The organism is Peribacillus sp. NPDC006672, assembly GCF_050274955.1.
Lineage (GTDB): Bacteria > Bacillota > Bacilli > Bacillales > DSM-1321 > Peribacillus.
On sequence record NZ_JBNNOR010000003.1, the window covers coordinates 78,362 to 102,683 of the forward strand.

A 24,322-nucleotide genomic window follows, 5' to 3' on the forward strand; every position below is an offset into this window, starting at 1 on the left:
TTTTAACAAAATGAAGATTTTACCTTATAATTATTTGGAAAAGGGGCATAAATGAAGAATCAGCCCTATTGGAGTTGAGAAAATGAACCTGAAAATGATTGGGAAAATCATAGGTTACATTCTTGCCATCATTATTTTAATTGAGTTGTATGAGCATCAATTGGGTGCCATCTCTTTTTTTATCCTGACTATTGTCTTTTTTACTGCAGCCTATCGTCAGAAATCGAAAAAAGAAAGTGGATGATTTTTTCTGCTTAAGGGTTCCCGTGAAAGATAGACATTAAGGTAAATCTGTGAAAGTATCAGATAGAACTAGCATAAACCCATTTAGATTGTTTATAATGGAGTATATGTCTAGCAGGAATTGTCGTTATTTTATCGAAATACTGTTTTAGATTATTTTTTTATGTGAAAAAACACGGAATTCAGTGTTTGAATAGAGAAGGGAAGTGCGGAATTTGAGTTTAAAAGAACACTCAAAAGAGCAATTATTGGAAATGTCCTTAATAGAGATGGCATATGATTTGTTGGTGGAAAGAAATGAACCGATTCCATTTAAAGACTTAATAAGCGAATTGGCTTCGCTGCACCACTTATCTAAAGCGGAAGTGGCAAAGAAAATTGCACAATTCTATACGGATTTAAATGTGGATGGCCGCTTCACTTCACTTGGAGACAACCGCTGGGGATTGAAAACATGGTATCCAGTTGACCAAATCGAAGAAGAAGTCGTGCATGTTGTAAAACCTAAAAAGAAAAAGAAAGCTAAAAAGGCTGCTGTCGTTATCGACGATTTCGATGAACTTGAAGACGAAGATCTTGACTTTGAAGAAGATGTCGATGATCTGGACGAGGATGAAGACGACGACGATGATGATATTCTAGGTTCTCCAGTTATTGAAGAAGTGCTTTTGGATGATGACGTGGATGATGAGGACGATCTGGAAGAAGAAATAATTGAAGATGAAGCATTTGACCTGGAAGATGATGAGGACGAAGATGAAGACGAAGAAGTGTTGGAAGAAGAGAATAACAAATAAATAATCGCCCTTGACTTTTTGAGGCGAAATTTGTAGAATCATTTTTGGGCTCCTTAAAAAAGGACACAATGATTAAATTATATCGCTCCCTTACTTTTATTGTAAGCGGAGCGTTTTTGTTTTTAATGATGGAATGAATAAATGACATCATTTTTTTATTTTTAAAAATGATTTCTCGTAGAATTGTAAAAACTATAGAGAACATATTTATGTTAACTGTCATTTAAGGAAATTTATTCTTGTTCATGTATCCTGCATGACTCTCACTAAAGACCTTTAAGTGATTAATGGTTTGCACTGATTTACGGTTTATAGCTTTAACCGCTTGTGTAGCGGAAGATTTGATGCAGGTTCTGATCAAATGATGTGAAGAACGGCATTCGAAGAAAACATTCTATAGGAGGATATAAGATGACAAAATATATTTTTGTGACAGGTGGAGTAGTTTCTTCCTTAGGAAAAGGGATAACTGCAGCTTCTTTAGGTAGACTTTTAAAAAATAGGGGATTGAATGTTACGATTCAGAAGTTTGACCCTTATATCAACTTGGATCCTGGTACGATGAGTCCATATCAACATGGTGAAGTGTTTGTAACCGATGATGGTGCTGAAACGGATTTGGATCTTGGGCATTATGAGCGTTTTATTGATATCAACCTTGGTAAACACAGCAATGTGACTACAGGTAAAATTTATTCAACCGTCCTGAGAAAAGAACGCCGTGGTGATTATTTAGGTGGAACAGTTCAAGTCATTCCCCATATCACGAATGAAATTAAGGAACGGGTTTTCCGTTCAGGTAATGAAACGAATGCCGATATAGTCATCACTGAAATTGGTGGTACTGTAGGGGATATCGAGTCACTTCCGTTCCTTGAAGCGATTCGCCAAATTAAAAGTGACATCGGGGTCAATAATGTTATGTATATCCACTGTACACTGGTCCCTTACATCAAAGCTGCTGGTGAAATGAAAACAAAACCGACACAGCATAGTGTAAAAGAATTACGCAGTCTTGGCATTCAGCCGAATATCATCGTTGCACGTACAGAAAGCCCAATTTCACAAGATATGAAGGATAAAATCGCTTTATTCTGCGATATCGATAAAAATTCTGTCATCGAATGTCTTGATGCGGATACACTTTACTCCATCCCTCTTGCGCTTCAAGCACAAAATATGGACCAAATCGTTTGTGATCACTTGAAATTAGACTGTGGCGAAGCGGATATGGAAGATTGGAAGGAACTTGTCAAAAAGGTAACTTCTTTATCAAAGAAAACGAAAATCGCTCTAGTCGGAAAATATGTTGAATTGCAAGATGCTTATCTTTCTGTTGTGGAAGCACTTAAGCATGCAGGTTATGCATTTGATGCAGATGTTGAAATCGACTGGGTGAATTCTGAAGATGTAACAAAAGAAAATGTTGCTGAACTTCTTAAAGATGCAGATGGAATCCTTGTCCCTGGTGGCTTTGGAGATCGTGGAATCGAAGGGAAAATTGCAGCGACCGAGTTTGCCCGCACGACAAAAACACCGTTCTTCGGAATCTGTTTAGGCATGCAGTTGGCATCCATTGAATATGCACGCAACGTCCTAGGATTGCCAGAAGCACATTCAGCTGAAATTAAAGAGGATACTCCAGATCCAATCATCGATCTTCTTCCTGAGCAAAAGGATGTAGAAGATTTGGGTGGTACACTGCGTCTTGGTCTGTATCCGTGTAAGCTTATCGAAGGAACTAAAGCATACGAAGCGTATAATGACGAGGTTGTTTATGAACGTCACCGTCACCGTTATGAGTTCAATAACCACTACCGTCAGGCTATGGAAGAGGCAGGATTCGTCTTCTCCGGTACAAGCCCAGATGGCCGTCTGGTTGAAATTGTTGAATTGAAAGATCATCCTTGGTTTGTGGCTTCCCAATTCCATCCGGAATTCACGTCACGCCCTAACCGTCCACAGCCGCTATTCCGTGACTTTGTCGGTATGTCTTTAAAGAGCAGCAAAAAACTTTAATAAATAAAAAACAGTTGTCGACAAAGTCGACAGCTGTTTTTTATAAAAAGTTAGCAACAAGATGTTGTGACCTTCTTTCATAGTCACAACTAAATAGGCTAATTAAAAGATAAAGAAACCCCTTTTGCTCCAACGATTCTTGGGAAAAGGGGTTTGTCTACACTCTGAAACAGCCCATGTGGCTGTTTTTTTATTTAAGATAATTTATCATTCTTCATCTTCATATTCTTTTATGATTTCTTCAAGAGTGAATTTAATCCCATAATAAGCGAAAAGAGCGGCAATGAGGGTAGGGTACCCATATCGATTTCCAGTTTCATCGGGAATCAATCCTCGTTGGATACGTAAGTCTATATGTACGTCTGCCAACTCTAGAAGGGAATCATCTTTAGAAGGAACGGATGTAGAAACCGCAACAAATGGTATATCATTTTTCTTTAGTTGTTTTGCCAGAATCAATGCTTCAATATCATCCGAATGGCGAGTGAATATAAGAAATCGATCTTCCCTGGACATAGTTTCTCCCAATTCATATCTTTTTGCCTTAGGAAAGGGTTCTGCCCCATCCAAAGCCTCCGCCGTGACGCCCTGCATTTCACCAAAACCGTGAATGAACACTGAGCCATCCCCAACCGCCGCCTGAGCCAGCAGGCGGCCGGCATCCTCCATTTCAAAGGCTTCATTTTCAATCATTTTTTTAAATAAACCGCTTATCTGTGTCGAGAAAATTTTTAACATGATTAGAGACTCCTTTAAAAAATTATATCTTTATTATAAAGGACTTCCCCTTGCATTGACAGGCTTCAGGGCTTTTGCCCCAAAGGGTTGAATTTACTAAATCGGTCGAAAAAACAAAAAAATTAAAAATCCTTTTAGCTATACAGCAGGAATTTTGTTACAATTATCGAATATGAACATAGAAATCATGAATGAATAAATGCGTTGGACTTCAAGTAATTTGACGCAACCTATGTAACTACCCTTTTTCGGGTAAATGGCCGACTAGGCTAATACATTTTAATTTAATGAATCGGGAAAGGGAGAGGTGATAAAATGTCAGGTAAAATATTAATAGTTGATGATCAATTTGGGATTCGTATTTTATTGAACGAGGTTTTACATAAAGAAGGGTATGAAACATTTCAGGCCGCAAATGGCATTCAAGCCCTGGAAGTTCTAAATAATCATTCACCAGATCTTGTATTGCTGGATATGAAGATTCCGGGAATGGATGGCATTGAGATCTTGAAGAGGATGAAAGTGGTCGATCCGGACATCCGGGTCATAATCATGACCGCATATGGTGAACTCGATATGATTCAAGAAGCAAAGGATTTAGGTGCAATGACCCACTTTGCAAAGCCGTTTGATATAGATGATATTAGAAAAGCCGTTCGTGAATATTTACCGATTCAGTCAAGTTAATGGTCTTGAAAATTTAATATTTTTGACTAAAGAATTGCTGCGGCTATCTTTTTTAAGATGGGCCGTTGTTTTTTTGGAATAAAACTTGAGGTACGATATAGTGTATTTGTTGCTGTTTTTTTGATGTATTGATATGCTAAAAGAAGAGAGATATTCTGATTTATAAGCGTATGCTACTTTGGTTTTAGGGAATATCTAGAAAGAATTAACTTTAAAATATTACATCCACTAGTAGGAGGAAATCAAATGCCTTTAGTTTCTATGAAAGATATGCTGAATAAAGCTCTTGATGAAAAATATGCAGTAGGTCAATTCAATATCAATAACCTGGAATGGACTCAAGCTATTTTAGCTGCTGCAGAACAAGAAAAATCTCCAGTCATTCTTGGTGTTTCTGAAGGGGCTGCCCGTCATATGGGTGGTTTTAAAACGACTGTCATGATGGTTCAAGGATTGTTGGAAGACATGAAAATCACTGTTCCTGTGGCCATTCACCTTGACCATGGTTCAAGTTTTGATAAATGTAAAGAGGCTATCGAAGCTGGATTCACCTCAGTAATGATCGATGCTTCACACCACCCGATTGAAGAGAATATCGAAACAACCAAGAAGGTTGTCGAATTCGCTCACGCACGTAATGTCTCTGTTGAAGCGGAAGTGGGCACAGTTGGCGGACAAGAAGATGATATAATCGCTGATGGAGTCGTATATGCAGATCCTCAAGAATGTGAACAGTTAGTTAAAGAAACGAATGTCGATTGTTTTGCTCCAGCGTTGGGATCCGTTCACGGACCATACAAAGGTGAACCTAACCTAGGCTATAAAGAAATGGAAGAAGTACGGGATTTAACTAACAAACCTCTTGTTCTTCATGGTGGTACAGGCATTCCTACGAAAGATATCCAAAAAGCGATTTCTCTTGGAACATCAAAAATCAATGTGAATACGGAAAATCAAATTGTGTTCACAAAAGCCGTTCGTGAAATTCTGAATAACGATGCTGAAGTATACGATCCACGTAAATACATGGTACCTGGCCGTGAAGCGATTAAAGAAACTGTCATCGGCAAAATGCGTGAATTCGGTTCAAACGGTAAAGCCTAAATATCAAAAGATGACATAAATGATATTTCCATTGGGGGGCTCCCCCCTAATGGTTTCTTTTAGATGCAGGCTGGAATCCGAGCTCTATTTTTTGAACAATTAGAATTCAGATGCATAGAAAAAATCGATTACATACGGAGGATATTTTATGAAATTCTTTATAGATACAGCAAACATGGAAGAAATCAAACAAGCACACGAACTTGGTGTTTTAGCCGGAGTTACGACTAACCCATCCCTTGTTGCAAGAGAAAAGGGAGTTTCTTTCCATGACCGCCTCAAAGAAATCACAAGCCTTGTTAAGGAATCCGTTTCTGCAGAAGTCATTGCGCTTGATTTTGAAGGAATGATGGCTGAAGCCAAGGAACTAGTTGCAATTGCACCTAATATCACGATTAAGGTACCAATGACTCCAGACGGTTTGAAGGCTGTTGCAGCTCTTACAAAACAAGGTGTCAAAACAAACGTCACCCTTATTTTCAGTGCCAACCAAGCATTATTGGCAGCTAGGGCTGGGGCAACTTATGTATCGCCATTTTTAGGACGCTTGGATGACATTGGCCAAAATGGTTTGGATTTAATATCGGATATTGCTGACATATTTGCGATCCATGATATCGATGCTGAGATCATTGCAGCTTCTATCCGCCACCCGATGCATATTACAGAAGCGGCTCTTAAAGGGGCACATATTGCAACGATTCCTTATAAAGTTTTAATGCAATTATTCCACCACCCATTAACGGACAAAGGGATTGAAGCTTTCTTGAAGGATTGGAATTCTCGTACTGAAGCATAATGCCTTGCCGCTAAGTCGCTATAGATTGCACCATTTTGGATAAAGTTAACATAAATTAGAAATTTTTATCTTTTTTTACATGAATTTTATAATTTTGTGTAAACTAAGGAACAGATAGTGAATGATGTCGGATTATGCAATTTTCTTGTGGTAAAATATTACTTTTCGAAAGTAGCATCTAAGTGCTTAGCGTGGAAGGGAGTATATTATGGAAAAACTTAAAATTGCCGGTGGCTATCCTTTAAAGGGAAGCATTCGTGTCAGCGGAGCAAAAAATAGTGCGGTTGCCCTTATCCCTGCAACAATTTTGGCGGACTCTCCTGTAACGATTGAAGGCCTGCCTGATATCTCGGATGTACAGATGCTGAAAGAGTTAATGAAGGAAATTGGCGGTGAGGTTTCATTCGATGATGGGGAAATGACAGTGAATCCCAGCAGGATGATTTCAATGCCTCTTCCCAATGGAAGAGTTAAGAAGCTACGTGCCTCGTATTATTTAATGGGGGCAATGCTTGGTAAATTCAAAAAGGCAGTGATTGGCTTGCCTGGGGGCTGCCATTTAGGTCCTCGCCCAATAGATCAGCATATAAAGGGGTTCGAAGCACTAGGCGCACAAGTGACGAATGAACAAGGAGCCATTTACCTTAGGGCGGACGAGCTAAGGGGGGCACGCATTTATTTGGACGTCGTCAGTGTAGGGGCAACGATCAATATTATGCTTGCCGCCGTTTTGGCCAAAGGCCGCACGGTAATTGAAAATGCTGCGAAAGAACCAGAAATCATCGATGTTGCCACATTGCTGACCAACATGGGAGCGAAAATCAAGGGTGCCGGAACGGATATCATTCGTATTGATGGTGTGGAAAGTTTGCATGGGTGCAAACATACGATCATACCAGATCGGATTGAAGCCGGGACTTTCATGATTTTAGCCGCTGCAGTCGGTGAAGGAATCTTGATCGATAATGTCATCCCCCAGCATTTGGAGTCATTGACTGCCAAAATGAGGGAAATGGGAATTAATATTGAAGCCGGTGATGATCAGATTTTTGTCTCACCAGGAGAAAAGTATAAATCCGTTGATATCAAGACGCTGGTTTATCCCGGATTTCCCACAGATCTTCAGCAGCCCTTCACTTCGCTCTTAACAAAAGCAAGCGGTTCTAGCATGGTGACCGATACGATATACGGGGCACGATTTAAGCATATTGATGAACTGCGACGCATGAATGCGAAGATCAAAGTCGAGGGCAGAGCAGGCATCATTGATGGTCCTGTCCAACTCCATGGAGCAAAAGTGAAGGCAAGTGATTTACGTGCCGGAGCAGCTCTGGTAATTGCCGGTTTAATGGCTGAAGGGATTACCGAAGTGACCGGGCTTGAACATATAGATCGCGGATATAGCCATCTTGTTGAAAAACTTTCAGGTTTGGGAGCAACGATTTGGCGTGAAGAAATGACGCAAGAAGAAGTGGAGCAGCTTAAAAGCTGATCCCTTTTCTTGTTACCCCATTGTGTTACTATATATGATATAATGTGTTATACTAATATATAAATAAATCATGATAGTGTACATGAGGGGGAACCGGAAATGGAAAGAAGTTTATCGATGGAGCTTGTTCGCGTAACAGAAGCGGCGGCACTAAATTCTGCTCGTTGGATGGGAAGAGGAATGAAAGACGAAGCAGATGATGCAGCAACAACTGCAATGAGGGATGTTTTCAATACAATACCCATGCAAGGAACGGTTGTAATCGGTGAAGGGGAAATGGATGAAGCGCCAATGCTTTATATTGGTGAAAAGCTTGGTACTGGCCTTGGGCCACTAGTGGATGTTGCAGTTGATCCTTTGGAAGGAACGAACATCGTTGCATCTGGCGGCTGGAATGCATTGGCTGTATTGGCGATAGCAGATAAGGGGAACTTGCTTCATGCCCCGGATATGTATATGGATAAAATAGCCGTTGGTCCCGAGGCTGTTGGTCAGATTGATATCAATGCTTCTGTGTTGGACAACCTGAAAGCGGTAGCCAAGGCAAAAAATAAAGATATCCAAGACGTAGTCGCAACAGTTTTGAATCGTGATCGTCATTCGAAGATCATTCACGAACTTCGTGAGGCAGGGGCACGCATCAAGTTGATCAACGATGGAGATGTAGCAGGTGCCATCAATACGGCCTTCGATCTTACCGGTGTTGACATCTTATTCGGATCTGGCGGAGCTCCAGAGGGAGTTATTGCGGCTGTTGCCTTGAAATGCCTCGGAGGAGAAATTCAAGGTAAACTTATTCCTCAAAGTGATGAAGAAGTGGAACGCTGTGGAAAAATGGGCCTTGATTTAGGCAGAGTCCTCAGGATGGAAGACCTTGTTCGCGGAGATGACGCAATTTTTGCTGCAACAGGTGTGACTGATGGAGAACTTCTACGCGGTGTACAATTTAAAGGAAATTACGGCGAAACACAATCCGTAGTCATGCGTGCTAAATCTGGTACCGTTCGTTTCATTGATGGACGTCACAGTCTTAAAATTAAACCGAATGGTTTGATTGACTAAGAACGTTTTTTAGAAAAGATCGGCTAAAAAGCGAGCGGTTTCATCGCTCGCTTTCTCTTTTTAAAAATTTAAGTTGAATAATTAAAATAAAAAAAGTAAAATAAAGCTTGGTTTACTATTAATTGATTTATATATATAAAATCTGCCCTTTCACTCCAAACTTCAAGAAGCCTTCAAATAATTTTCTTCTTTACATGTAAAAATGTATCATCCTTTCTAAGAAAACTCTGGTCGGGTACATGGATTGCGGTTTTTCTTCCATCTAACAAACCATTTCTTTTTCAGTATGGGTGAAAACGTTTAATTAATAAAAGTGTGGTGTCATAATGAATTTAACTATTTCTAATTTAGAAAACATGAAACTAAAGGATCTCTATGAGCACGCGCGTGAATATAAAGTTTCCTATTACAGCAAACTTTCAAAAAAGGAACTTATTTTCGCTATCCTGAAAGCACAAGCTGAGCAGGATGGTCTCCTATTCATGGAGGGCGTTTTAGAGATTATCCCTTCTGAGGGCTTCGGTTTCTTGCGTCCAATTAATTATTCTCCAAGCTCGGAGGATATTTATATTTCTGCTTCACAGATCCGCAGATTCGATTTGCGAAATGGAGATAAAGTGTCCGGTAAGGTAAGACCTCCAAAAGAAAACGAGCGCTATTATGGATTGCTGCATGTTGAAGCTGTCAATGGCGATAATCCGGAATCGGCTAAGGAGCGTGTTCATTTTCCAGGTTTAACACCGCTGTATCCAAACAGGCAAATTAAACTGGAAACGACACCGAAGAACTTATCAACTAGAATTATGGATGTCCTGGCACCGGTCGGTTTTGGACAGCGTGGTCTGATTGTCGCACCGCCAAAAGCTGGTAAAACGATGCTTATCAAAGAAATTGCCAATGCGATAACCACGAACCATCCTGAATCGGAATTGATTGTGCTATTGATCGATGAACGCCCGGAAGAAGTGACGGACATTGAACGCTCTGTTGCTGGAGACGTGGTAAGTTCAACGTTCGATGAAGTGCCTGAAAACCATATAAAGGTGGCAGAGCTAGTTTTGGAAAGAGCTATGCGCCTTGTGGAGCATAAACGGGATGTCATCATTTTAATGGACAGCATTACCCGACTTGCCCGTGCTTATAACCTTGTCATTCCCCCGAGCGGGCGTACACTATCCGGAGGGATTGACCCTGCTGCATTCCATCGTCCAAAACGCTTTTTCGGTGCGGCGAGGAATATCGAGGAAGGCGGCAGCTTGACGATCCTTGCTACAGCATTGGTAGACACGGGTTCGAGAATGGACGATGTCATTTATGAGGAATTTAAAGGTACGGGTAATATGGAACTGCATTTAGATCGTGCCCTTGCCGAAAGACGTATTTTCCCGGCAATCGATATCCGTCGCTCAGGCACTCGTAAAGAAGAATTGTTAATTCCGAAAGATCGCCTGGATAAATTATGGGCTATTAGGAAAACGATGTCAGATTCACCTGATTTCTCAGAGAAATTCCTTCGCCGTCTAAAACAGACAAAAGGTAATGAAGAGTTTTTCAGTAAGTTGGATGAAGAGATGTCAGAAATGAAAAAGGGACCAGCGAGCGTTAAACGTTCTTAAACAGTGAAAGAAACAAACTGTTGCACAACTAGTCTTAAGTTGCTATAATGGGTTCATGTGTTTTTACAATAAATGTGAGGGTGCTTTTACCTCACCTTGAAGTATATAACTCTGTTTCGAATGATTCAGGGCAGAAGGAGCTGAAAAGAATGAAAACTGGAATTCATCCAAATTATAAACTTTCAAAAGTATCTTGCTCTTGCGGAAACACTTTTGAAACTGGTTCAGTTAAAGAAGAGATCAAAGTTGAGACTTGTTCAGAGTGCCATCCATTCTATACTGGTCGTCAAAAATTCGCTGAAGCTGGCGGACGTGTTGATCGTTTCAACAAAAAATACGGTATTAAATAAGCCGAACTTTTTAAAAACAGGCAAGTATTTTTCTTGCCTGTTTTTTATTTTCTGTAAACAAGTAAGAATTTATATAAAGCCGGGTCCACTTCAATTATGGCTAAGGGATCGACAGGTGGAAGGGAGTAGCTGTTTCCATGTATGTAATGAAACAAACAGGCTGGATCGAGCTTATTTGCGGAAGCATGTTTTCAGGTAAATCTGAGGAATTGATAAAACGAGTCAGCCGTGCTCAATTTGCTAAAGAGCAAATAGCTGTATTTAAACCGGCTATAGATAATCGCTATGCGGAAGAGGCTGTCGTATCACACAATGGATCTTCTGTGATGGCAAAACCGATTGCCCATTCAACTGATATTTTTAAGCATTTGGACAAGCCCCTGGATATCATTGCTATAGATGAAGTGCAATTTTTTGATCATGAAATTATCGGGGTTGCCCAGCATCTTGCGGACAGCGGTTATCGAGTGATTATGGCTGGACTCGATCAAGACTTCAGAGGTGAACCATTCGGTCCTATGCCTGTTCTATTGTCGCTAGCAGAATCAGTGACTAAGCTGCAGGCTGTGTGTGAAGTGTGCGGATCACCTGCGAGCAGGACACAGCGATTGATAGATGGGGCGCCGGCCTCCTATGATGAGCCGATCATCCTTGTGGGTGCATCGGAATCATACGAGCCCCGCTGCCGTCATCATCACGAAGTTCCAGGTAAGCAGGCTGTCGGGATTAAAGAACATATTTGAATGATGGTGCCCTATGATCTAATGTGATCTTAGGGTGCTTTTTTATGAAGAAATGGTTAAGTAATTTATAGAGGAAATTGAGTCTATTCTAAAAGCGGATAAGCCATGCGCAAAAACCTTCTAAAGGCATTCAGGTGGGTAAGACCAATACATGGAAGGGAAATAAAAGATAAATATTGCCCCATTTTGGGAAGGCTAACTCAGGAAATGTTCTTGTTTAACTAATCAAAATGGAGGGAAAAAATATGAAATCAATACTGGTTTTTATTATGGCCTTTTTTCTTGCTGCACTAACAGCATGCGGTCAAAATAACAATGCAATAAATAATGATTCGGAATATGGCGATCAATCCCGGGATGGAAAAGATTTTGTTGGCAAAGGGTTAAAACGTATGTCTAATAATGATTGGGACAATGAAACGGAACGGCCATCGGATCAAGTCCTAAACACTCCGCATCAAACATCGAATAATTCCCCTTCCATGGGGCAGGAAATTGATAAAATCCGAGAGGTCATTAAGTCGAAAACTAATTATGAGGCGGGCACCGTGTGGTTTAATGGCAATACCATACATGTTACGGTCCATGATAAAGGTGAAATCAAGACAGAAGAAAAAAGAAATGAGGAAAAGCAGCGAATTCAAGACATGATAACCAGGGTTGTGCCCCAATATAAAATAGATGTTAAGTTAAAGAAATAACCACAATTTTGAATCCTCTTTGACGTTGATTATTCACCTATACTATAATTAACCTAGAAGTGAACTGAGCTGGGGCACTGAACTACTTATTTATAGTTAAAAAAGATGGATTACTTCCAATTCGTTTCAGATGTTTTGGAAAATTATGAGGTGAATAATTTGTTTGATCGATTGCAAGCAGTAGAAGATAGATATGAAAGATTGAATGAGCTATTAAGTGACCCGGAGATCATTAATGACACTAAGAAGCTAAGGGAATATTCTAAGGAGCAATCCAGTATTCAAGAGACCGCATCGGCTTATAAAGAATATAAAGCGGTTCGTGAGCAACTTCAGGAAGCTAAGGCTATGCTGGAGGACAAACTTGATGCAGATATGCGTGAAATGGTAAAAGAAGAGATCAATGAACTTGAAGAGACCATACAAGGCCTTGAGGATAAACTGAAAATATTGCTCATTCCGAAAGACCCTAACGATGATAAAAACGTAATCATGGAGATCCGCGGAGCGGCAGGCGGAGATGAAGCGGCTTTATTTGCAGGTAGTTTATACCGGATGTATAGCCGTTTTGCAGAGGTGCAGGGTTGGCGGACTGAAGTCATTGAAGCAAGTCCTACCGGGCTTGGAGGCTACAAGGAAATCATATTCATGATCAATGGCAATGGCGCTTATTCAAAATTGAAATTCGAAAATGGAGCCCATCGGGTTCAGCGAGTACCTGAAACTGAATCAGGTGGACGGATTCATACATCTACAGCCACTGTTGCCGTTTTACCCGAAGCTGAGGAAGTGGAAGTCGAGATCCACGATAAGGATGTTCGTGTCGATACCTTTGCATCAAGCGGTCCTGGCGGGCAAAGTGTTAATACGACCATGTCAGCGGTGCGATTGACTCATATTCCGACTAATACGGTTGTATCCTGTCAAGATGAAAAGTCACAAATCAAGAACAAAGAAAAAGCAATGAAGGTTTTGCGTGCCAGGGTTTATGATAAAATCCATCGCGAAGTGCAGGCGGAATATGATCAAAATAGGAAGCTTGCTGTTGGAACGGGCGATCGTTCCGAAAGGATTCGCACGTATAACTTCCCGCAAAACCGCGTTACTGACCACCGTATTGGTTTAACGATTCAAAAGCTGGATCAAATCATGGAAGGTAAACTGGATGATGTCGTGGATGCTTTAATCATGGAAGACCAATCTTCAAGGCTGGAAAATGCAGATGAATAATTCTGGCCTGAAAGTGTTTGAAGCCCTTAAATGGGCTTCTTCTTTTTTAAAGGAAAATGATCGTGACGCCAATGCAGGGGAAATCCTGTTACAGCATTTATTAAAACAAAATCGCTCCCAGCTACTAGCCAACCTTCATGATGTGCTTAGTGAAGAAGATTTTGGACAATTTAAGGCAGCTATTGAGCTGCATGCTGATGGAACACCCATCCAATATATAATAGGCAGTGAAGAATTTTATGGGCGGACTTTTTTTGTAAATGAAGAAGTGCTTATACCGAGACCTGAAACAGAAGAATTGATTTATTATACATTACGTAAACTCCCGGCCATTTTTATGGAGGGACAACAGCTCCGATTAGCGGATATTGGAACGGGCAGCGGTGCAATCGCCATTACGATGAAACTTGAAAAAACAAGCTTGTTGGTGATGGCCACGGACATAGCAGATCCTTCACTTGAAGTGGCGAGGAAAAATGCCGAATCACTTGGTGCCGAAGTGCAGTTCATGCAGGGTGATTTGCTTCAGCCTTTTATTAACATGAACCAGAAGGTGGACATCCTTTTATCGAATCCCCCATATATACCAAATGATGATCAAAAATCCATGTCTGAAGTCGTAACAGGCCATGAACCACATCGTGCATTATTTGCTGGTATCGACGGGCTGGATTTTTACCGCCGTTTTATGGAACAGTTACCTCTTATCATGAAGGTGCCTGGACTGATCGGTTTTGAAGTGGGCACTGGACAGGGCCAGGCGGTTGCCGATTTATTGAAGCGAACCTTTCCCGCCGCAGAAGTATCCATTGTAAATGATATTAACGAAAAAGATAGAATGGTCTTTGCTGTATTAAAATGATTCGTCTCTTCTTAGGGACGGGTTCTCTGGATCCGTCTCTACTTTGAGACGGTTTTTTTTATGGTCACCCCCCTCATTATCCAATTGGAATCTATATTTCCAGCTATCAATTTTTTTAATTTTTACTAGTTTAAGATAGCTGGAAAATGGTGAGACTAATTCATGTGAGGGGGCGAAGGCGATGAAAACTAAACATTTAGCCATTATTTATCTATTAATCTTAACTATAGGAACGATCGTAAGTATATATATGCCTAAAGCGGAAATGGTCGGTGCAGAGGAAACAATGGTGATTCCGGATGAGGCGATTCGTCTGCGGATACTTGCTAATAGTGATACAGAAGAGGATCAAGCGGTTAAGCGGCTGATTAGGGATGAGGTAAATGAAGATATCACAAAGTGGGTCCAGGAGCTTACTTCTTTGGATGAAGCGAGGGATGTGATCACCTCACATCTACCGGATATCCAGGCCACGGCTGAGGCAGTCATAAAGGAACAAGGTTTGGAACAGTCAGTAAAAGTAGATTTTGGACAAGCGGAATTTCCAACAAAACTTTACGGGCAGTATTTATATCCGGCAGGGGATTATGAAGCTGTGATCATCACACTGGGTGAAGGGGAAGGGGCTAATTGGTGGTGTGTGTTATTTCCTCCATTATGTTTCTTGGATTTTTCAAATGGGACGGCTGTAAGTCAAAGTCCGATTGTAGAGGATGAAGATAAAGGACCCGTAACTTCGGAAGGGAAGGCTTATGCTGCAACGAATGAAGAGAAAGTACCTGTTCAAGAGGAAGTAGTTGAAGAAGGGGTAAAAGATGAAAGTATAAAAGAGGAAGTACCGGAAGAAACGGTAAAGGAAAAGGTTATCGAGCCAGAGGACAAAGGGAAAGTGACAGAAGTAAAAGGGAACGAGGAAGTAACGGAGGAAGTCATTGATGGGAATGTTAAGGAAAACAAAGAGAAGCTTACGGCGTCCAATGAACAGGGTCAACAATTATATGAAGGTGAAAAGGAACCTGAGGTCGAAGTGAAGTCCTTATTTGCAGAAATCTTCAATGAGCTTTTTTAAGATCAGATAATTTAAAAAACATATCCACAGGGTTATTAACAAAAAATCAAAAAAGTCTGTCATTAATCTTTAATATCCACAAACTTATCCACGGATTCGATATGGTTATCCCCAATTTGTGGATAACACTTGAATTATGTGTATACTTCTTTTATACTTTCAAAGTATCTTTTAAGTAAAATTAGTACGATAAGTTGAAAATATCGTTCATATAAAAGCGATTATATAAAATAAGAAATGTTAAAAGGCGATGGTGTTAAAAATGAAAACGAAAGTTTGGTCAGTGGATAAAAATGTGGATAATTTACAAAGTTATCCCCAGATTACACAATCAGCTGAATTATTAAGGGCTGATCAAGTGGTTGCTTTTCCTACAGAGACCGTTTATGGACTAGGCGCAAATGCTAAAAGCGACGAGGCGGTCAAAAAAGTGTTTGAAGCAAAGGGGCGTCCGAGTGATAATCCTTTAATCGTTCATATAGCGTCAGATGACCAGTTGTCAGATATTGTAGAAGAGATTCCGGTAAAGGCACGGAAGCTAATCGCGGAATTTTGGCCGGGTCCTTTGACTTTGATCATGAAACGAAAACCGGGCCAGCTATCAACCCTTGTTACAGCTGGATTGGACACGGTGGCTGTCAGGATGCCAGATCATCTGGTTGCCCTTGGTCTTATTCGTGCGAGTGATTTGCCCATTGCAGCTCCAAGTGCAAATACTTCCGGAAAACCAAGTCCAACCTCAGCCAAACATGTGGAAGATGACTTGATGGGCCGGATTGCAGGCATTGTCGATGGCGGTACTACGGGTGTGGGCGTAGAATCCACAGTACTGGACTGCACTGTGGAAGTCCCTGTTATTTTAAGGCCTGGTGGGGTGACTTTGGAACAATTGGAAGCTGTAATAGGAGAAGTTAGGCAAGATGTCGCTTTGAAGAATCAGGAAACGCCACCAAAAGCTCCGGGCATGAAATATACCCACTATGCCCCAAAGGCCCCTCTATTTTTAGTCAAAGGTAATCAAGCTTTCCTTCAGAAACTTGTGAATGAAAAAAGAAGTGACGGGTTAAAGGTAGGCATCATAACGGCTTTAGAACATCAGCAGGATTATAATGCGGATTATGTGGTTGTCCCAGGTTCTTTAACGGATTTACATACAGTTGCGACAGGCTTATATGATACTTTACGACAATTTGATGAGCTGGAGGTCGATATCATTTTCAGTGAAATGTTTCCTAACTATGGTATCGGAGCTGCTGTCATGAACCGGCTTGAGAAGGCGGCAGGTCATCAAATCATCGAGGAACATGTGTAACAAGGACTGATTTATTCTTCTATTTCTTTTCGGACATGCATAACATGTAGTAGGCACGTCCGAGGGAGGATTGGAATGAATACATTTGCTGGGGAAATCATCACCTTATTACTCATGGCATTCGCGTTGGGAATGGATGCCTTTTCCGTTGGCCTAGGAATGGGAATGTTTAAGCTAAGGTTGAGGCAAATATTTTTTATAGGGCTGATAGTAGGTATTTTTCATATTTGGATGCCCTTGCTTGGTATGGGGGCAGGCCGTTTCATTTCAGAAAAATTCGGGACCTTTGCTACATACGCCGGCGGTCTATTGTTAATCATTCTTGGTATACAGATGTTTATCCCAGGTAAAAAGGGTGAAGCTGATACCAGGGGAAATAAGATGCTGGCTCCTGTCGGGAAAGGCCTATTCATTTTTGCTTTAGGGGTAAGTCTGGATAGCTTCTCGGTAGGGTTAACCCTGGGGATTTACGGTGCGAAAACGATTATAACCGTTCTTTGTTTTGGGTTGGCTGCCACTCTGTTAACGTGGCTAGGGCTATTACTGGGTAGAAAAATGCAGGGGTTGCTCGGAGTTTATAGTGAGATTCTTGGCGGAAGCATACTGTGTGCGTTTGGTTTAAAATTATTGTTCTCTTTTTAATTCCACTTGACTTCATACCTTTCCTTCCTCAACTGTTCCGATTACCGGGACGGTTTTTATTTTTTCTTATGACATAAAGAGAGTGTTTATTTTTTTGCCTATAAAGAACGGGCGATAGCTTATAATGAATAAAAAGGAGGCGTTAAAATGATCCGAGTATTATTTGTATGTACGGGTAACACATGCAGAAGCCCCATGGCAGAAGCGATATTAAAAAATAAGCATATTGCAGGTGTTGAAGTGAAGTCCGCTGGTGTTTATGCTTCAGCGGGACAGGATGCTTCTATGCATGCTAAAAATGTATTGGTTGAGAATGACATAGTGCATAATCATCATTCAACGCCTTTATCCGAGAAGGAAATGGAGTGGGCGACTCATATTTTCACCATGACGGAAGGGCATAAAGCGGTCATTATCCGTACATATCCCAAGATGATCGATAAGACTTTTACTTTAAAAGAATTCGTTATTGACGATAAATATGATAGAGACATAATAGATCCGTTTGGCGGTTCTGAAGGCATCTATCGGGAAACCTTCAGGGAGCTGCAGGAATTGATAGAAGAATTAGTCATAAGGCTGAAAGAGTAAACAGTCTACAGGGGGGAAACAGTATGGCGGAAAGAACACATTATAAGTTTGGCTTGCGAAAAAAATTGGTTATGTTCATTACAGTCCTTGCACTGATTACCTATTCGACCTCGGCATTTTTTATTTTCGTGGTCCATCCAATGTTTTTTGAAAAAATGAGTTCGCTAAGTTTTAGTGTAGGGACGCTTTTATTAGGCATATTGTGGTCGGGGATTCTTTCGTTTTTCGCTGCTGGTCTTATTACTAAACCCCTGCAAAGACTAGAAAAAGTTGTATTAAGTGCTGCTGAGGGAAGTATAAACGACGAAGTGGTGTTATCGAAGACGGATGATGAAATCCGTTCATTAGGCACTGCTTTCAATCATATGCTTTCTAACCTGAAGGACATGGTTCAGAATATTGAAGAGAATTTCCGTGAGACCAACAAAAAGGTCCTTCATATCTCTCAAGAATCTTCAAAAGCATCCGAACAGGCAGAAAATATAGCAAGAACCATAGAGGAAATCTCAAAAGGGGCGGATACATCTGCCGCTTCCATCATGAATACTGCTGAATCCATTGATGATGTCGTCATGATTGCCAAAAAGGTTCAAAGCAAAGCACAGGAATCCGTTGGACTATCCAGTGATATGGCTACAGAACTTGTTCAGAGCAAAGCGGTGGTCAATTCCTTGGTTCATGGCATTAAACAATTGGCTGAAGAAAATCAACGGTCGCTGAAAACAGTCAATCGTTTAGAGGAAAATGCAAAAAAGGTGGAGCGAATCATCGAACTTGTCGGCGATATTGCGGCACAGACGAACCTGCTGGCATTGAATGCTTCCATTGAAGCTGCACGGGCAGGGGAACATGGAAAAGGGTTCGCGGTTGTAGCCGAAGAAGTCCGGTTGTTAGCTGATCAGAGTGCAAAAGCTGTTCAGGGCATTTCGAACTTGGTTCAAAATATTCAAGTTGAGGTCCAGGCAGTTGTGAAACAAATCGGCGATCAGGTCATATCGGCAAATGAAGAAGCCCAAAAAGGGGCAAATACGGATATAGCGATAGAAGGAATGACAAAAACGGTACATAATGTGGTCGTTGCAGTAAAAGATATTACTGAGCTTGTTGACCGTCAAATGGAATGTGTGGAAGAAACATCTAGGCAGTCCCAAGAAGTGGCTGCCATTGCAGAAGAAACATCTGCTGGAGCGGAAGAAGTAATGGCTACGACGAGCGAACAAGCAATAGTCATGGAAAACGTCAAAAAATCGGCGATGGACCTTAAAGTGCAAGCGGAAAAGTTGAACGGGACCATTACACGCTTTAACACTTGACATTTTTCAGCAGGAAACCTTGATTGGTTTCCTGCTTCTTTGCGGGAGGAAAAAAGATTGGCCATCCTTTATCTTTTCATAATTTTGTGACACAATAAAATCAAATAAAAAAGCTAAGGAGGATTTTGATGAAAGTTGCAATTGCTTCGGATCATGGTGGAATACATATCCGTGAAGAAATAAAGAATTTAATGAATGAATTACAGATTCCATTTGAGGACTTTGGCTGTGAATGCAGTACGTCAGTGGATTATCCGGATTATGCATTGCCGGTTGCAGAAAAAGTTGCACAGGGTGAGTTCGATCGGGGTATTTTAATCTGTGGGACTGGAATTGGAATGAGCATTGCAGCTAATAAGGTTAAAGGGATACGTTGTGCATTGGTTCATGATGTCTATAGTGCAAAATTGACCCGTCAGCATAATGATACCAATATGTTAGCGATGGGGGAACGTGTCATTGGCCCGGGTCTTGCCAGGGAAATTGCACAAACATGGCTGACTTCGGAATTTGAAGGCGGGCGTCATCAAAACAGGATTGGTAAGATAGCGGAGTATGAAGATAAGCACAGCTAATCGTTAAGGTTTTGGAAAAGAATCTAGAGAGTCCACTCTTTTCTTCCGCTAGCAAGTTTTCTTATTGAAAGGATGCGTTTTCATGACAAGTGATGCTATATTTTCGAATGAACTTGAGATATGGGAAAACCAGTTTCGGAAACTATTACATGAGTTTCAAGAAGAGGCAGCTTTAAAAGAGAACCAGCTACTGGTAATCGGCTGCAGTACTAGTGAAGTGATTGGAAAACGAATCGGTACGGAAGGGACGCTCGACGTTGCGGGGATGGTTTTTTCCGTAGTGAGGGATTTTCAAGAAAAAACGGGTATTCAGGTTGCATATCAATGTTGTGAGCATCTAAATAGGGCCCTGGTTTTGCAAAGGGAAACCGCAGTGCGAAACGATTATGAAGAAGTTTCGGTTGTGCCGGTCAGAACAGCTGGGGGATCGATGGCGACGTTCGCTTATCAACAATGGAAAGATGCTGTCGTCGTTGAACATATTAAAGCGGAAGCGGGGATAGACATTGGGGATACCTTCATTGGCATGCATTTAAAGCATGTGGCGGTTCCAGTTCGATCTGCCATTAAAGAAATAGGACATGCACATGTGACCATGGCAAAAACCCGCCCGAAACTAATAGGCGGGGAACGGGCCGTTTATCAGGACCTCATGGAAAACAAGAGTTGTACTTTATAGGTAAGTTAAACAGCATTTCTCGGATGGGGAATGCTGTTTTTCGTATAGAAAGGGAGTGAAATTATAAAACTTAGATAATGTTCACACTTTTAGTGCCAATAAAATATTTTTTCGCTGATGAAATATAGGGTAAAAGAGCTATTTAACTTAATTTCACTGTTAAATACGAACGTTTTTTAATTAAAAAACATTTAATGTTCGATAAAATTAGACTATCACTTCTAAATTAGACATGTTAAAATGGAATAGAATTTTCTAATAATTAAGGGTAAGGCTTTTTCATGTCTTTTTGAAGGCATGTTGCACATAAATACTAAAAAGCGAATCACGCACAATTTGGGGAGGAATTACGGAATGAATCGTTTAGCAAAGCAAGATGAGCAAGTATTTAACGCAATTCAACTGGAATTAGGGCGTCAAAGAAGTAAGATTGAGCTTATTGCTTCTGAGAACTTCGTAAGTGAAGCTGTCATGGAAGCTCAAGGATCGGTCCTGACTAATAAGTATGCAGAAGGATACCCTGGAAAACGTTACTATGGCGGATGTGAGTATGTTGACATCGTTGAAGATCTAGCACGTGAGCGTGCAAAAGAAATTTTCGGCGGGGAGTATGTAAACGTACAGCCTCACTCTGGAGCTCAAGCTAATATGGCCGTTTACTTTACAGTACTTCAAACTGGCGACACAGTGCTTGGGATGAACCTTTCGCATGGCGGTCACTTAACACATGGAAGTCCAGTTAACTTCAGTGGTGTTAACTACAATTTTGTTGAATATGGTGTAGACGAACAAGATCACCGTATTGATTACAATGATGTATTGGAGAAAGCGCGTCAGCACAAGCCGAAATTGATCGTAGCAGGTGCAAGTGCATATCCACGTGAAATTGATTTCAAGCGATTCCGTGAAATTGCAGATGAAGTTGGAGCTTATTTAATGGTCGATATGGCGCATATCGCAGGTTTAGTTGCAGCAGGATTGCATCAAAGCCCAATTCCTTATGCAGACTTTGTAACGACAACTACTCACAAAACACTTCGCGGACCACGCGGAGGGATGATCATCTGTAAAGAAGAATTCGGTAAGAAAATTGATAAATCCATCTTCCCTGGTATTCAAGGCGGGCCATTGATGCATGTGATATCCGCTAAGGCTGTTGCATTCGGCGAAGCGCTTCAAGATGATTTTAAAGTGTATGCACAACAAATCATCGATAATGCTAAACGCTTGGGCGAAGGTTTGAAGAAAGAAGGATTCACCCTTGTTTCTGATGGAACGGACAATCACTTGATTCTTCTTGATGTACGCTCTACAGGATTAACAGGAAAAATCGCAGAACATGTTTTGGATGAAATCGGTATTACGGTTAACAAAAATGCGATTCCTTATGATCCGGAAAAACCATTCGTCACAAGTGGTATTCGTATTGGGACTGCTGCAGTGACATCCCGTGGCTTTGGATTTGAAGACATGGATGAAATAGCTGCAATCATCGGACTTGTTTTGAAAAATAATGAAGACGAAGCTAAACTTGAAGAAGCAAAACAGCGCGTTGAATCATTAACGAACAAATTTGAATTATATCCTTCATTGTAATATCAGAACCGCTCCCTTTTAAATGGAGCGGTTTTTTTGTACTTTAATGAAGGTGAGTATATTAGAAGAGTCTGAATAGTGGAAATAGGTCTGACATCTAAACCTTTATTGAAGAATGAAACATTTTTCTGTAAAATAGGTTGAAGTGAATTTTAAAAGACACGAAAATTTTTCTATTCGATTAGGGAAATCATAAAAAAGCGAAAAAATAAGAATGGAATTGGAGAGATGCTGAATGGGAAAAGTTTATGTTTTCGATCACCCGTTAATTCAACACAAATTAGCCTATATACGTGATATAAATACAGGAACAAAAGAATTCCGCGAACTAGTGGACGAAGTTGCATCATTGATGGCATTTGAAATTACAAGGGATATGCCACTGGAAGAGGTGGAAATCCAAACACCTGTAAGCACAGCGAAAGTGAAAATGCTTTCTGGTAAAAAAGTGGGGATCGTTCCGATTTTACGTGCAGGCATAGGGATGGTGGACGGAATCATTAAACTGATTCCAGCTGCAAAGGTCGGACATGTTGGGCTTTACCGTGATCCTGAAACTTTGAAACCAGTTGAATATTATGCGAAAATGCCAAGTGATTTGGCAGAAAGAGAATGCATTGTCGTTGACCCGATGTTAGCAACTGGCGGTTCAGCCATCGAAGCGATCCACTCCATTAAAAAGCGCGGTGCAGTCAATATTAAATTCATGTGTTTGATCGCAGCGCCAGAGGGTGTAGAAGCATTAAAAGAAGCCCATCCTGATGTTGATATTTATATTGCAGGACTTGACGAAAAACTGAATGAACATGGTTATATCGTTCCAGGTCTTGGAGATGCAGGAGATCGTTTATTCGGCACAAAATAAGAAAGAAACTGAGGTGTCACGAATGAACAAACCGATAAAGGTCATGACAATTTTCGGGACGAGACCAGAAGCTGTCAAAATGGCTCCCTTAGTACTCGAATTTCAAAAACACCCAGAATATTTCAAGCCGATCGTTGCTGTTACGGCTCAGCATCGTCAAATGTTAGATCAAGTTCTCGAATTATTTTCCATTCAGCCGGATTATGACTTGAACATAATGAAGGAAAGGCAAACGCTTGCTGACATTACAACAAGAGCATTAAATGGTCTTGATTCCGTAATGAAGGAAGCTAAACCCGATATTGTTCTTGTCCACGGTGATACAACCACAACGTTTGTCGCGAGTCTGGCTGCTTTTTATAATCAGATTGTCATTGGGCATGTAGAAGCGGGGTTGCGCACATGGAATAAGTATTCCCCTTATCCGGAAGAGATGAATCGGCAGCTTACCGGTACGATGGCGGATTTGCATTTTGCGCCGACTTCAAAAGCGGAGGAGAATTTGCTGAACGAAAACAAGAAAGACAATATCTTCGTGACGGGAAATACGGCGACAGATGCCTTAAAAACCACTGTGCGGTCCACATATTCCCATCCGGTTTTAAATGGACTTGGAGAAGACAGGCTCATTTTACTTACTGCCCATCGCAGAGAAAATCTAGGTGAACCCATGAGGAATATCTTCAGGGCCGTCAAGAGAATCATTGCTGAGCATGAGGACATTCAAGTGGTTTATCCAGTCCATTTGAATCCTCTTGTTCAAGAATTAGCAAACGAAATTCTCGGGGACGATCCGCGGGTTCATTTAATCGAGCCGCTGGATGTATTAGATTTCCATAACTTCGCTTCAAGAGCTTATCTGATTTTAACCGATTCTGGAGGAATCCAAGAAGAGGCACCGTCACTAGGTGTACCTGTTCTTGTTTTGAGGGATACGACTGAACGCCCAGAGGGGATTGCAGCTGGAACCTTAAGGTTGTCGGGTACTGATGAACAAACCATATTCAATATGACACATGAATTGCTCACCAATCAAGAGGAACATGAAAAAATGTCCAAGGCTTCAAATCCATATGGCGATGGAAATGCTTCGGTCCGTATAGCTGAAGCCATCCGTTACTATTTTAAGCAAGTAAATATACCACCAGCTAGATTTGATTCATAAAAAAGGAAAAGCCATATGGCTTTTCCTTTTTTATTTGTATACTCCAAGGTTGTTGAGAAAAGATAACTGCTA

The 24,322-nt window shown here is 40.9% G+C and carries 25 protein-coding genes; 24 read left to right on the forward strand and 1 reads right to left on the reverse strand.

Annotated features, from left to right (window positions below; translation table 11 throughout):
- Positions 1-82 precede the first annotated feature (82 nt).
- The 3 genes from ACQKKK_RS06290 to ACQKKK_RS06300 all read left to right on the forward strand — a co-directional run bounded on the left by ACQKKK_RS06290 (position 83) and on the right by ACQKKK_RS06300 (position 3,059).
- Positions 83-244: a hypothetical protein gene (locus ACQKKK_RS06290; RefSeq protein WP_427614922.1), complete on the forward strand. Its 162-nt coding sequence runs from the start codon at positions 83-85 to the stop codon at positions 242-244.
- Between the two features lie 214 nt (positions 245-458).
- On the forward strand, positions 459-1,040 hold the full coding sequence (rpoE, locus tag ACQKKK_RS06295; protein WP_427614924.1) for a DNA-directed RNA polymerase subunit delta: 582 nt from the start codon (positions 459-461) through the stop codon (positions 1,038-1,040).
- A 411-nt stretch (positions 1,041-1,451) separates the two neighbouring features.
- Positions 1,452-3,059, forward strand: coding sequence for a CTP synthase (locus ACQKKK_RS06300; protein ID WP_427614926.1), 1,608 nt, complete (start codon positions 1,452-1,454; stop codon positions 3,057-3,059).
- Between the two features lie 207 nt (positions 3,060-3,266).
- Here the strand turns inward: ACQKKK_RS06300 and ACQKKK_RS06305 are convergent, their stop codons facing one another.
- Positions 3,267-3,797 carry a DUF2529 domain-containing protein gene (locus ACQKKK_RS06305; protein WP_427614927.1) on the reverse strand — a complete coding sequence of 177 codons (531 nt, stop codon included), beginning with the start codon at positions 3,795-3,797 and terminating at the stop codon, positions 3,267-3,269.
- Positions 3,798-4,112: 315 nt separating this feature from the next.
- Between ACQKKK_RS06305 and ACQKKK_RS06310 the strand changes: the two genes are divergently transcribed.
- The 21 genes from ACQKKK_RS06310 to wecB all read left to right on the forward strand — a co-directional run bounded on the left by ACQKKK_RS06310 (position 4,113) and on the right by wecB (position 24,250).
- Complete coding sequence (locus ACQKKK_RS06310; RefSeq protein ID WP_061465740.1) at positions 4,113-4,484, forward strand: response regulator; 372 nt, start codon at positions 4,113-4,115, stop codon at positions 4,482-4,484.
- Between the two features lie 246 nt (positions 4,485-4,730).
- Positions 4,731-5,588 carry a class II fructose-bisphosphate aldolase gene (locus ACQKKK_RS06315; protein ID WP_427614928.1) on the forward strand — a complete coding sequence of 286 codons (858 nt, stop codon included), beginning with the start codon at positions 4,731-4,733 and terminating at the stop codon, positions 5,586-5,588.
- 148 nt (positions 5,589-5,736) lie between these two features.
- The gene (fsa, locus tag ACQKKK_RS06320; protein WP_427614930.1) at positions 5,737-6,387 is read left to right on the forward strand and encodes a fructose-6-phosphate aldolase; all 651 of its coding nucleotides are present in this window, start codon (positions 5,737-5,739) and stop codon (positions 6,385-6,387) included.
- 208 nt (positions 6,388-6,595) lie between these two features.
- A complete protein-coding gene (locus tag ACQKKK_RS06325) occupies positions 6,596-7,879 on the forward strand; it encodes a UDP-N-acetylglucosamine 1-carboxyvinyltransferase (protein WP_427614932.1) in 1,284 nt (427 codons plus the stop codon).
- Positions 7,880-7,978: 99 nt separating this feature from the next.
- Positions 7,979-8,941 carry a class II fructose-bisphosphatase gene (gene glpX, locus ACQKKK_RS06330; protein WP_427614934.1) on the forward strand — a complete coding sequence of 321 codons (963 nt, stop codon included), beginning with the start codon at positions 7,979-7,981 and terminating at the stop codon, positions 8,939-8,941.
- A 326-nt stretch (positions 8,942-9,267) separates the two neighbouring features.
- Positions 9,268-10,557 (forward strand): transcription termination factor Rho, encoded by a 1,290-nt coding sequence (gene rho / locus ACQKKK_RS06335; RefSeq protein ID WP_034315849.1) that lies wholly within the window; start codon positions 9,268-9,270, stop codon positions 10,555-10,557.
- Positions 10,558-10,706: 149 nt separating this feature from the next.
- The gene (rpmE, locus tag ACQKKK_RS06340; RefSeq protein WP_053348458.1) at positions 10,707-10,907 is read left to right on the forward strand and encodes a 50S ribosomal protein L31; all 201 of its coding nucleotides are present in this window, start codon (positions 10,707-10,709) and stop codon (positions 10,905-10,907) included.
- A 137-nt stretch (positions 10,908-11,044) separates the two neighbouring features.
- On the forward strand, positions 11,045-11,650 hold the full coding sequence (locus ACQKKK_RS06345; RefSeq protein WP_061465730.1) for a thymidine kinase: 606 nt from the start codon (positions 11,045-11,047) through the stop codon (positions 11,648-11,650).
- Between the two features lie 245 nt (positions 11,651-11,895).
- A complete protein-coding gene (locus ACQKKK_RS06350; RefSeq protein ID WP_427614936.1) occupies positions 11,896-12,351 on the forward strand; it encodes a hypothetical protein in 456 nt (151 codons plus the stop codon).
- A gap of 159 nt (positions 12,352-12,510) precedes the next feature.
- Positions 12,511-13,581, forward strand: coding sequence for a peptide chain release factor 1 (prfA, locus tag ACQKKK_RS06355; RefSeq protein WP_427614937.1), 1,071 nt, complete (start codon positions 12,511-12,513; stop codon positions 13,579-13,581).
- Positions 13,574-14,443 carry a peptide chain release factor N(5)-glutamine methyltransferase gene (prmC, locus tag ACQKKK_RS06360; protein WP_427614939.1) on the forward strand — a complete coding sequence of 290 codons (870 nt, stop codon included), beginning with the start codon at positions 13,574-13,576 and terminating at the stop codon, positions 14,441-14,443. Before prfA ends, prmC begins: the two co-directional genes overlap by 8 nt.
- 181 nt (positions 14,444-14,624) lie before the next feature.
- The gene (gene spoIIR / locus ACQKKK_RS06365) at positions 14,625-15,512 is read left to right on the forward strand and encodes a stage II sporulation protein R (protein ID WP_427614941.1); all 888 of its coding nucleotides are present in this window, start codon (positions 14,625-14,627) and stop codon (positions 15,510-15,512) included.
- 262 nt (positions 15,513-15,774) lie between these two features.
- Complete coding sequence (locus ACQKKK_RS06370; protein WP_427614943.1) at positions 15,775-16,824, forward strand: L-threonylcarbamoyladenylate synthase; 1,050 nt, start codon at positions 15,775-15,777, stop codon at positions 16,822-16,824.
- Between the two features lie 75 nt (positions 16,825-16,899).
- Complete coding sequence (locus ACQKKK_RS06375) at positions 16,900-17,466, forward strand: manganese efflux pump MntP family protein (protein ID WP_427614944.1); 567 nt, start codon at positions 16,900-16,902, stop codon at positions 17,464-17,466.
- 147 nt (positions 17,467-17,613) lie between these two features.
- Positions 17,614-18,057 carry a low molecular weight protein arginine phosphatase gene (locus ACQKKK_RS06380; RefSeq protein WP_284469192.1) on the forward strand — a complete coding sequence of 148 codons (444 nt, stop codon included), beginning with the start codon at positions 17,614-17,616 and terminating at the stop codon, positions 18,055-18,057.
- 23 nt (positions 18,058-18,080) lie between these two features.
- Complete coding sequence (locus ACQKKK_RS06385; RefSeq protein ID WP_427614946.1) at positions 18,081-19,370, forward strand: methyl-accepting chemotaxis protein; 1,290 nt, start codon at positions 18,081-18,083, stop codon at positions 19,368-19,370.
- Between the two features lie 128 nt (positions 19,371-19,498).
- Positions 19,499-19,945 carry a ribose 5-phosphate isomerase B gene (gene rpiB / locus ACQKKK_RS06390; protein ID WP_427614948.1) on the forward strand — a complete coding sequence of 149 codons (447 nt, stop codon included), beginning with the start codon at positions 19,499-19,501 and terminating at the stop codon, positions 19,943-19,945.
- Positions 19,946-20,027: 82 nt separating this feature from the next.
- Complete coding sequence (locus ACQKKK_RS06395) at positions 20,028-20,624, forward strand: TIGR01440 family protein (RefSeq protein WP_427614950.1); 597 nt, start codon at positions 20,028-20,030, stop codon at positions 20,622-20,624.
- Positions 20,625-20,978: 354 nt separating this feature from the next.
- The gene (glyA, locus tag ACQKKK_RS06400) at positions 20,979-22,220 is read left to right on the forward strand and encodes a serine hydroxymethyltransferase (protein ID WP_427614951.1); all 1,242 of its coding nucleotides are present in this window, start codon (positions 20,979-20,981) and stop codon (positions 22,218-22,220) included.
- 235 nt (positions 22,221-22,455) lie between these two features.
- Positions 22,456-23,085 (forward strand): uracil phosphoribosyltransferase, encoded by a 630-nt coding sequence (gene upp / locus ACQKKK_RS06405; protein WP_034315825.1) that lies wholly within the window; start codon positions 22,456-22,458, stop codon positions 23,083-23,085.
- Positions 23,086-23,107: 22 nt separating this feature from the next.
- Positions 23,108-24,250 carry a non-hydrolyzing UDP-N-acetylglucosamine 2-epimerase gene (gene wecB / locus ACQKKK_RS06410; protein ID WP_427614953.1) on the forward strand — a complete coding sequence of 381 codons (1,143 nt, stop codon included), beginning with the start codon at positions 23,108-23,110 and terminating at the stop codon, positions 24,248-24,250.
- Positions 24,251-24,322 lie beyond the last annotated feature (72 nt).

What these genes read in the sequence shown, in the direction of transcription:
- ACQKKK_RS06290 (WP_427614922.1), top strand. Translation starts at nt 83, where the DNA reads ATGAACCTGAAAATGATTGGGAAAATCATAGGTTACATTCTTGCCATC.
- ACQKKK_RS06300 (WP_427614926.1), top strand. Translation starts at nt 1,452, where the DNA reads ATGACAAAATATATTTTTGTGACAGGTGGAGTAGTTTCTTCCTTAGGA.
- ACQKKK_RS06305 (WP_427614927.1), bottom strand. Translation starts at nt 3,797, where the DNA reads ATGTTAAAAATTTTCTCGACACAGATAAGCGGTTTATTTAAAAAAATG.
- ACQKKK_RS06310 (WP_061465740.1), top strand. Translation starts at nt 4,113, where the DNA reads ATGTCAGGTAAAATATTAATAGTTGATGATCAATTTGGGATTCGTATT.
- ACQKKK_RS06315 (WP_427614928.1), top strand. Translation starts at nt 4,731, where the DNA reads ATGCCTTTAGTTTCTATGAAAGATATGCTGAATAAAGCTCTTGATGAA.
- fsa (WP_427614930.1), top strand. Translation starts at nt 5,737, where the DNA reads ATGAAATTCTTTATAGATACAGCAAACATGGAAGAAATCAAACAAGCA.
- ACQKKK_RS06325 (WP_427614932.1), top strand. Translation starts at nt 6,596, where the DNA reads ATGGAAAAACTTAAAATTGCCGGTGGCTATCCTTTAAAGGGAAGCATT.
- glpX (WP_427614934.1), top strand. Translation starts at nt 7,979, where the DNA reads ATGGAAAGAAGTTTATCGATGGAGCTTGTTCGCGTAACAGAAGCGGCG.
- rho (WP_034315849.1), top strand. Translation starts at nt 9,268, where the DNA reads ATGAATTTAACTATTTCTAATTTAGAAAACATGAAACTAAAGGATCTC.
- rpmE (WP_053348458.1), top strand. Translation starts at nt 10,707, where the DNA reads ATGAAAACTGGAATTCATCCAAATTATAAACTTTCAAAAGTATCTTGC.
- ACQKKK_RS06345 (WP_061465730.1), top strand. Translation starts at nt 11,045, where the DNA reads ATGTATGTAATGAAACAAACAGGCTGGATCGAGCTTATTTGCGGAAGC.
- ACQKKK_RS06350 (WP_427614936.1), top strand. Translation starts at nt 11,896, where the DNA reads ATGAAATCAATACTGGTTTTTATTATGGCCTTTTTTCTTGCTGCACTA.
- prmC (WP_427614939.1), top strand. Translation starts at nt 13,574, where the DNA reads ATGAATAATTCTGGCCTGAAAGTGTTTGAAGCCCTTAAATGGGCTTCT.
- spoIIR (WP_427614941.1), top strand. Translation starts at nt 14,625, where the DNA reads ATGAAAACTAAACATTTAGCCATTATTTATCTATTAATCTTAACTATA.
- ACQKKK_RS06370 (WP_427614943.1), top strand. Translation starts at nt 15,775, where the DNA reads ATGAAAACGAAAGTTTGGTCAGTGGATAAAAATGTGGATAATTTACAA.
- ACQKKK_RS06375 (WP_427614944.1), top strand. Translation starts at nt 16,900, where the DNA reads ATGAATACATTTGCTGGGGAAATCATCACCTTATTACTCATGGCATTC.
- ACQKKK_RS06380 (WP_284469192.1), top strand. Translation starts at nt 17,614, where the DNA reads ATGATCCGAGTATTATTTGTATGTACGGGTAACACATGCAGAAGCCCC.
- ACQKKK_RS06385 (WP_427614946.1), top strand. Translation starts at nt 18,081, where the DNA reads ATGGCGGAAAGAACACATTATAAGTTTGGCTTGCGAAAAAAATTGGTT.
- rpiB (WP_427614948.1), top strand. Translation starts at nt 19,499, where the DNA reads ATGAAAGTTGCAATTGCTTCGGATCATGGTGGAATACATATCCGTGAA.
- ACQKKK_RS06395 (WP_427614950.1), top strand. Translation starts at nt 20,028, where the DNA reads ATGACAAGTGATGCTATATTTTCGAATGAACTTGAGATATGGGAAAAC.
- glyA (WP_427614951.1), top strand. Translation starts at nt 20,979, where the DNA reads ATGAATCGTTTAGCAAAGCAAGATGAGCAAGTATTTAACGCAATTCAA.
- upp (WP_034315825.1), top strand. Translation starts at nt 22,456, where the DNA reads ATGGGAAAAGTTTATGTTTTCGATCACCCGTTAATTCAACACAAATTA.
- wecB (WP_427614953.1), top strand. Translation starts at nt 23,108, where the DNA reads ATGAACAAACCGATAAAGGTCATGACAATTTTCGGGACGAGACCAGAA.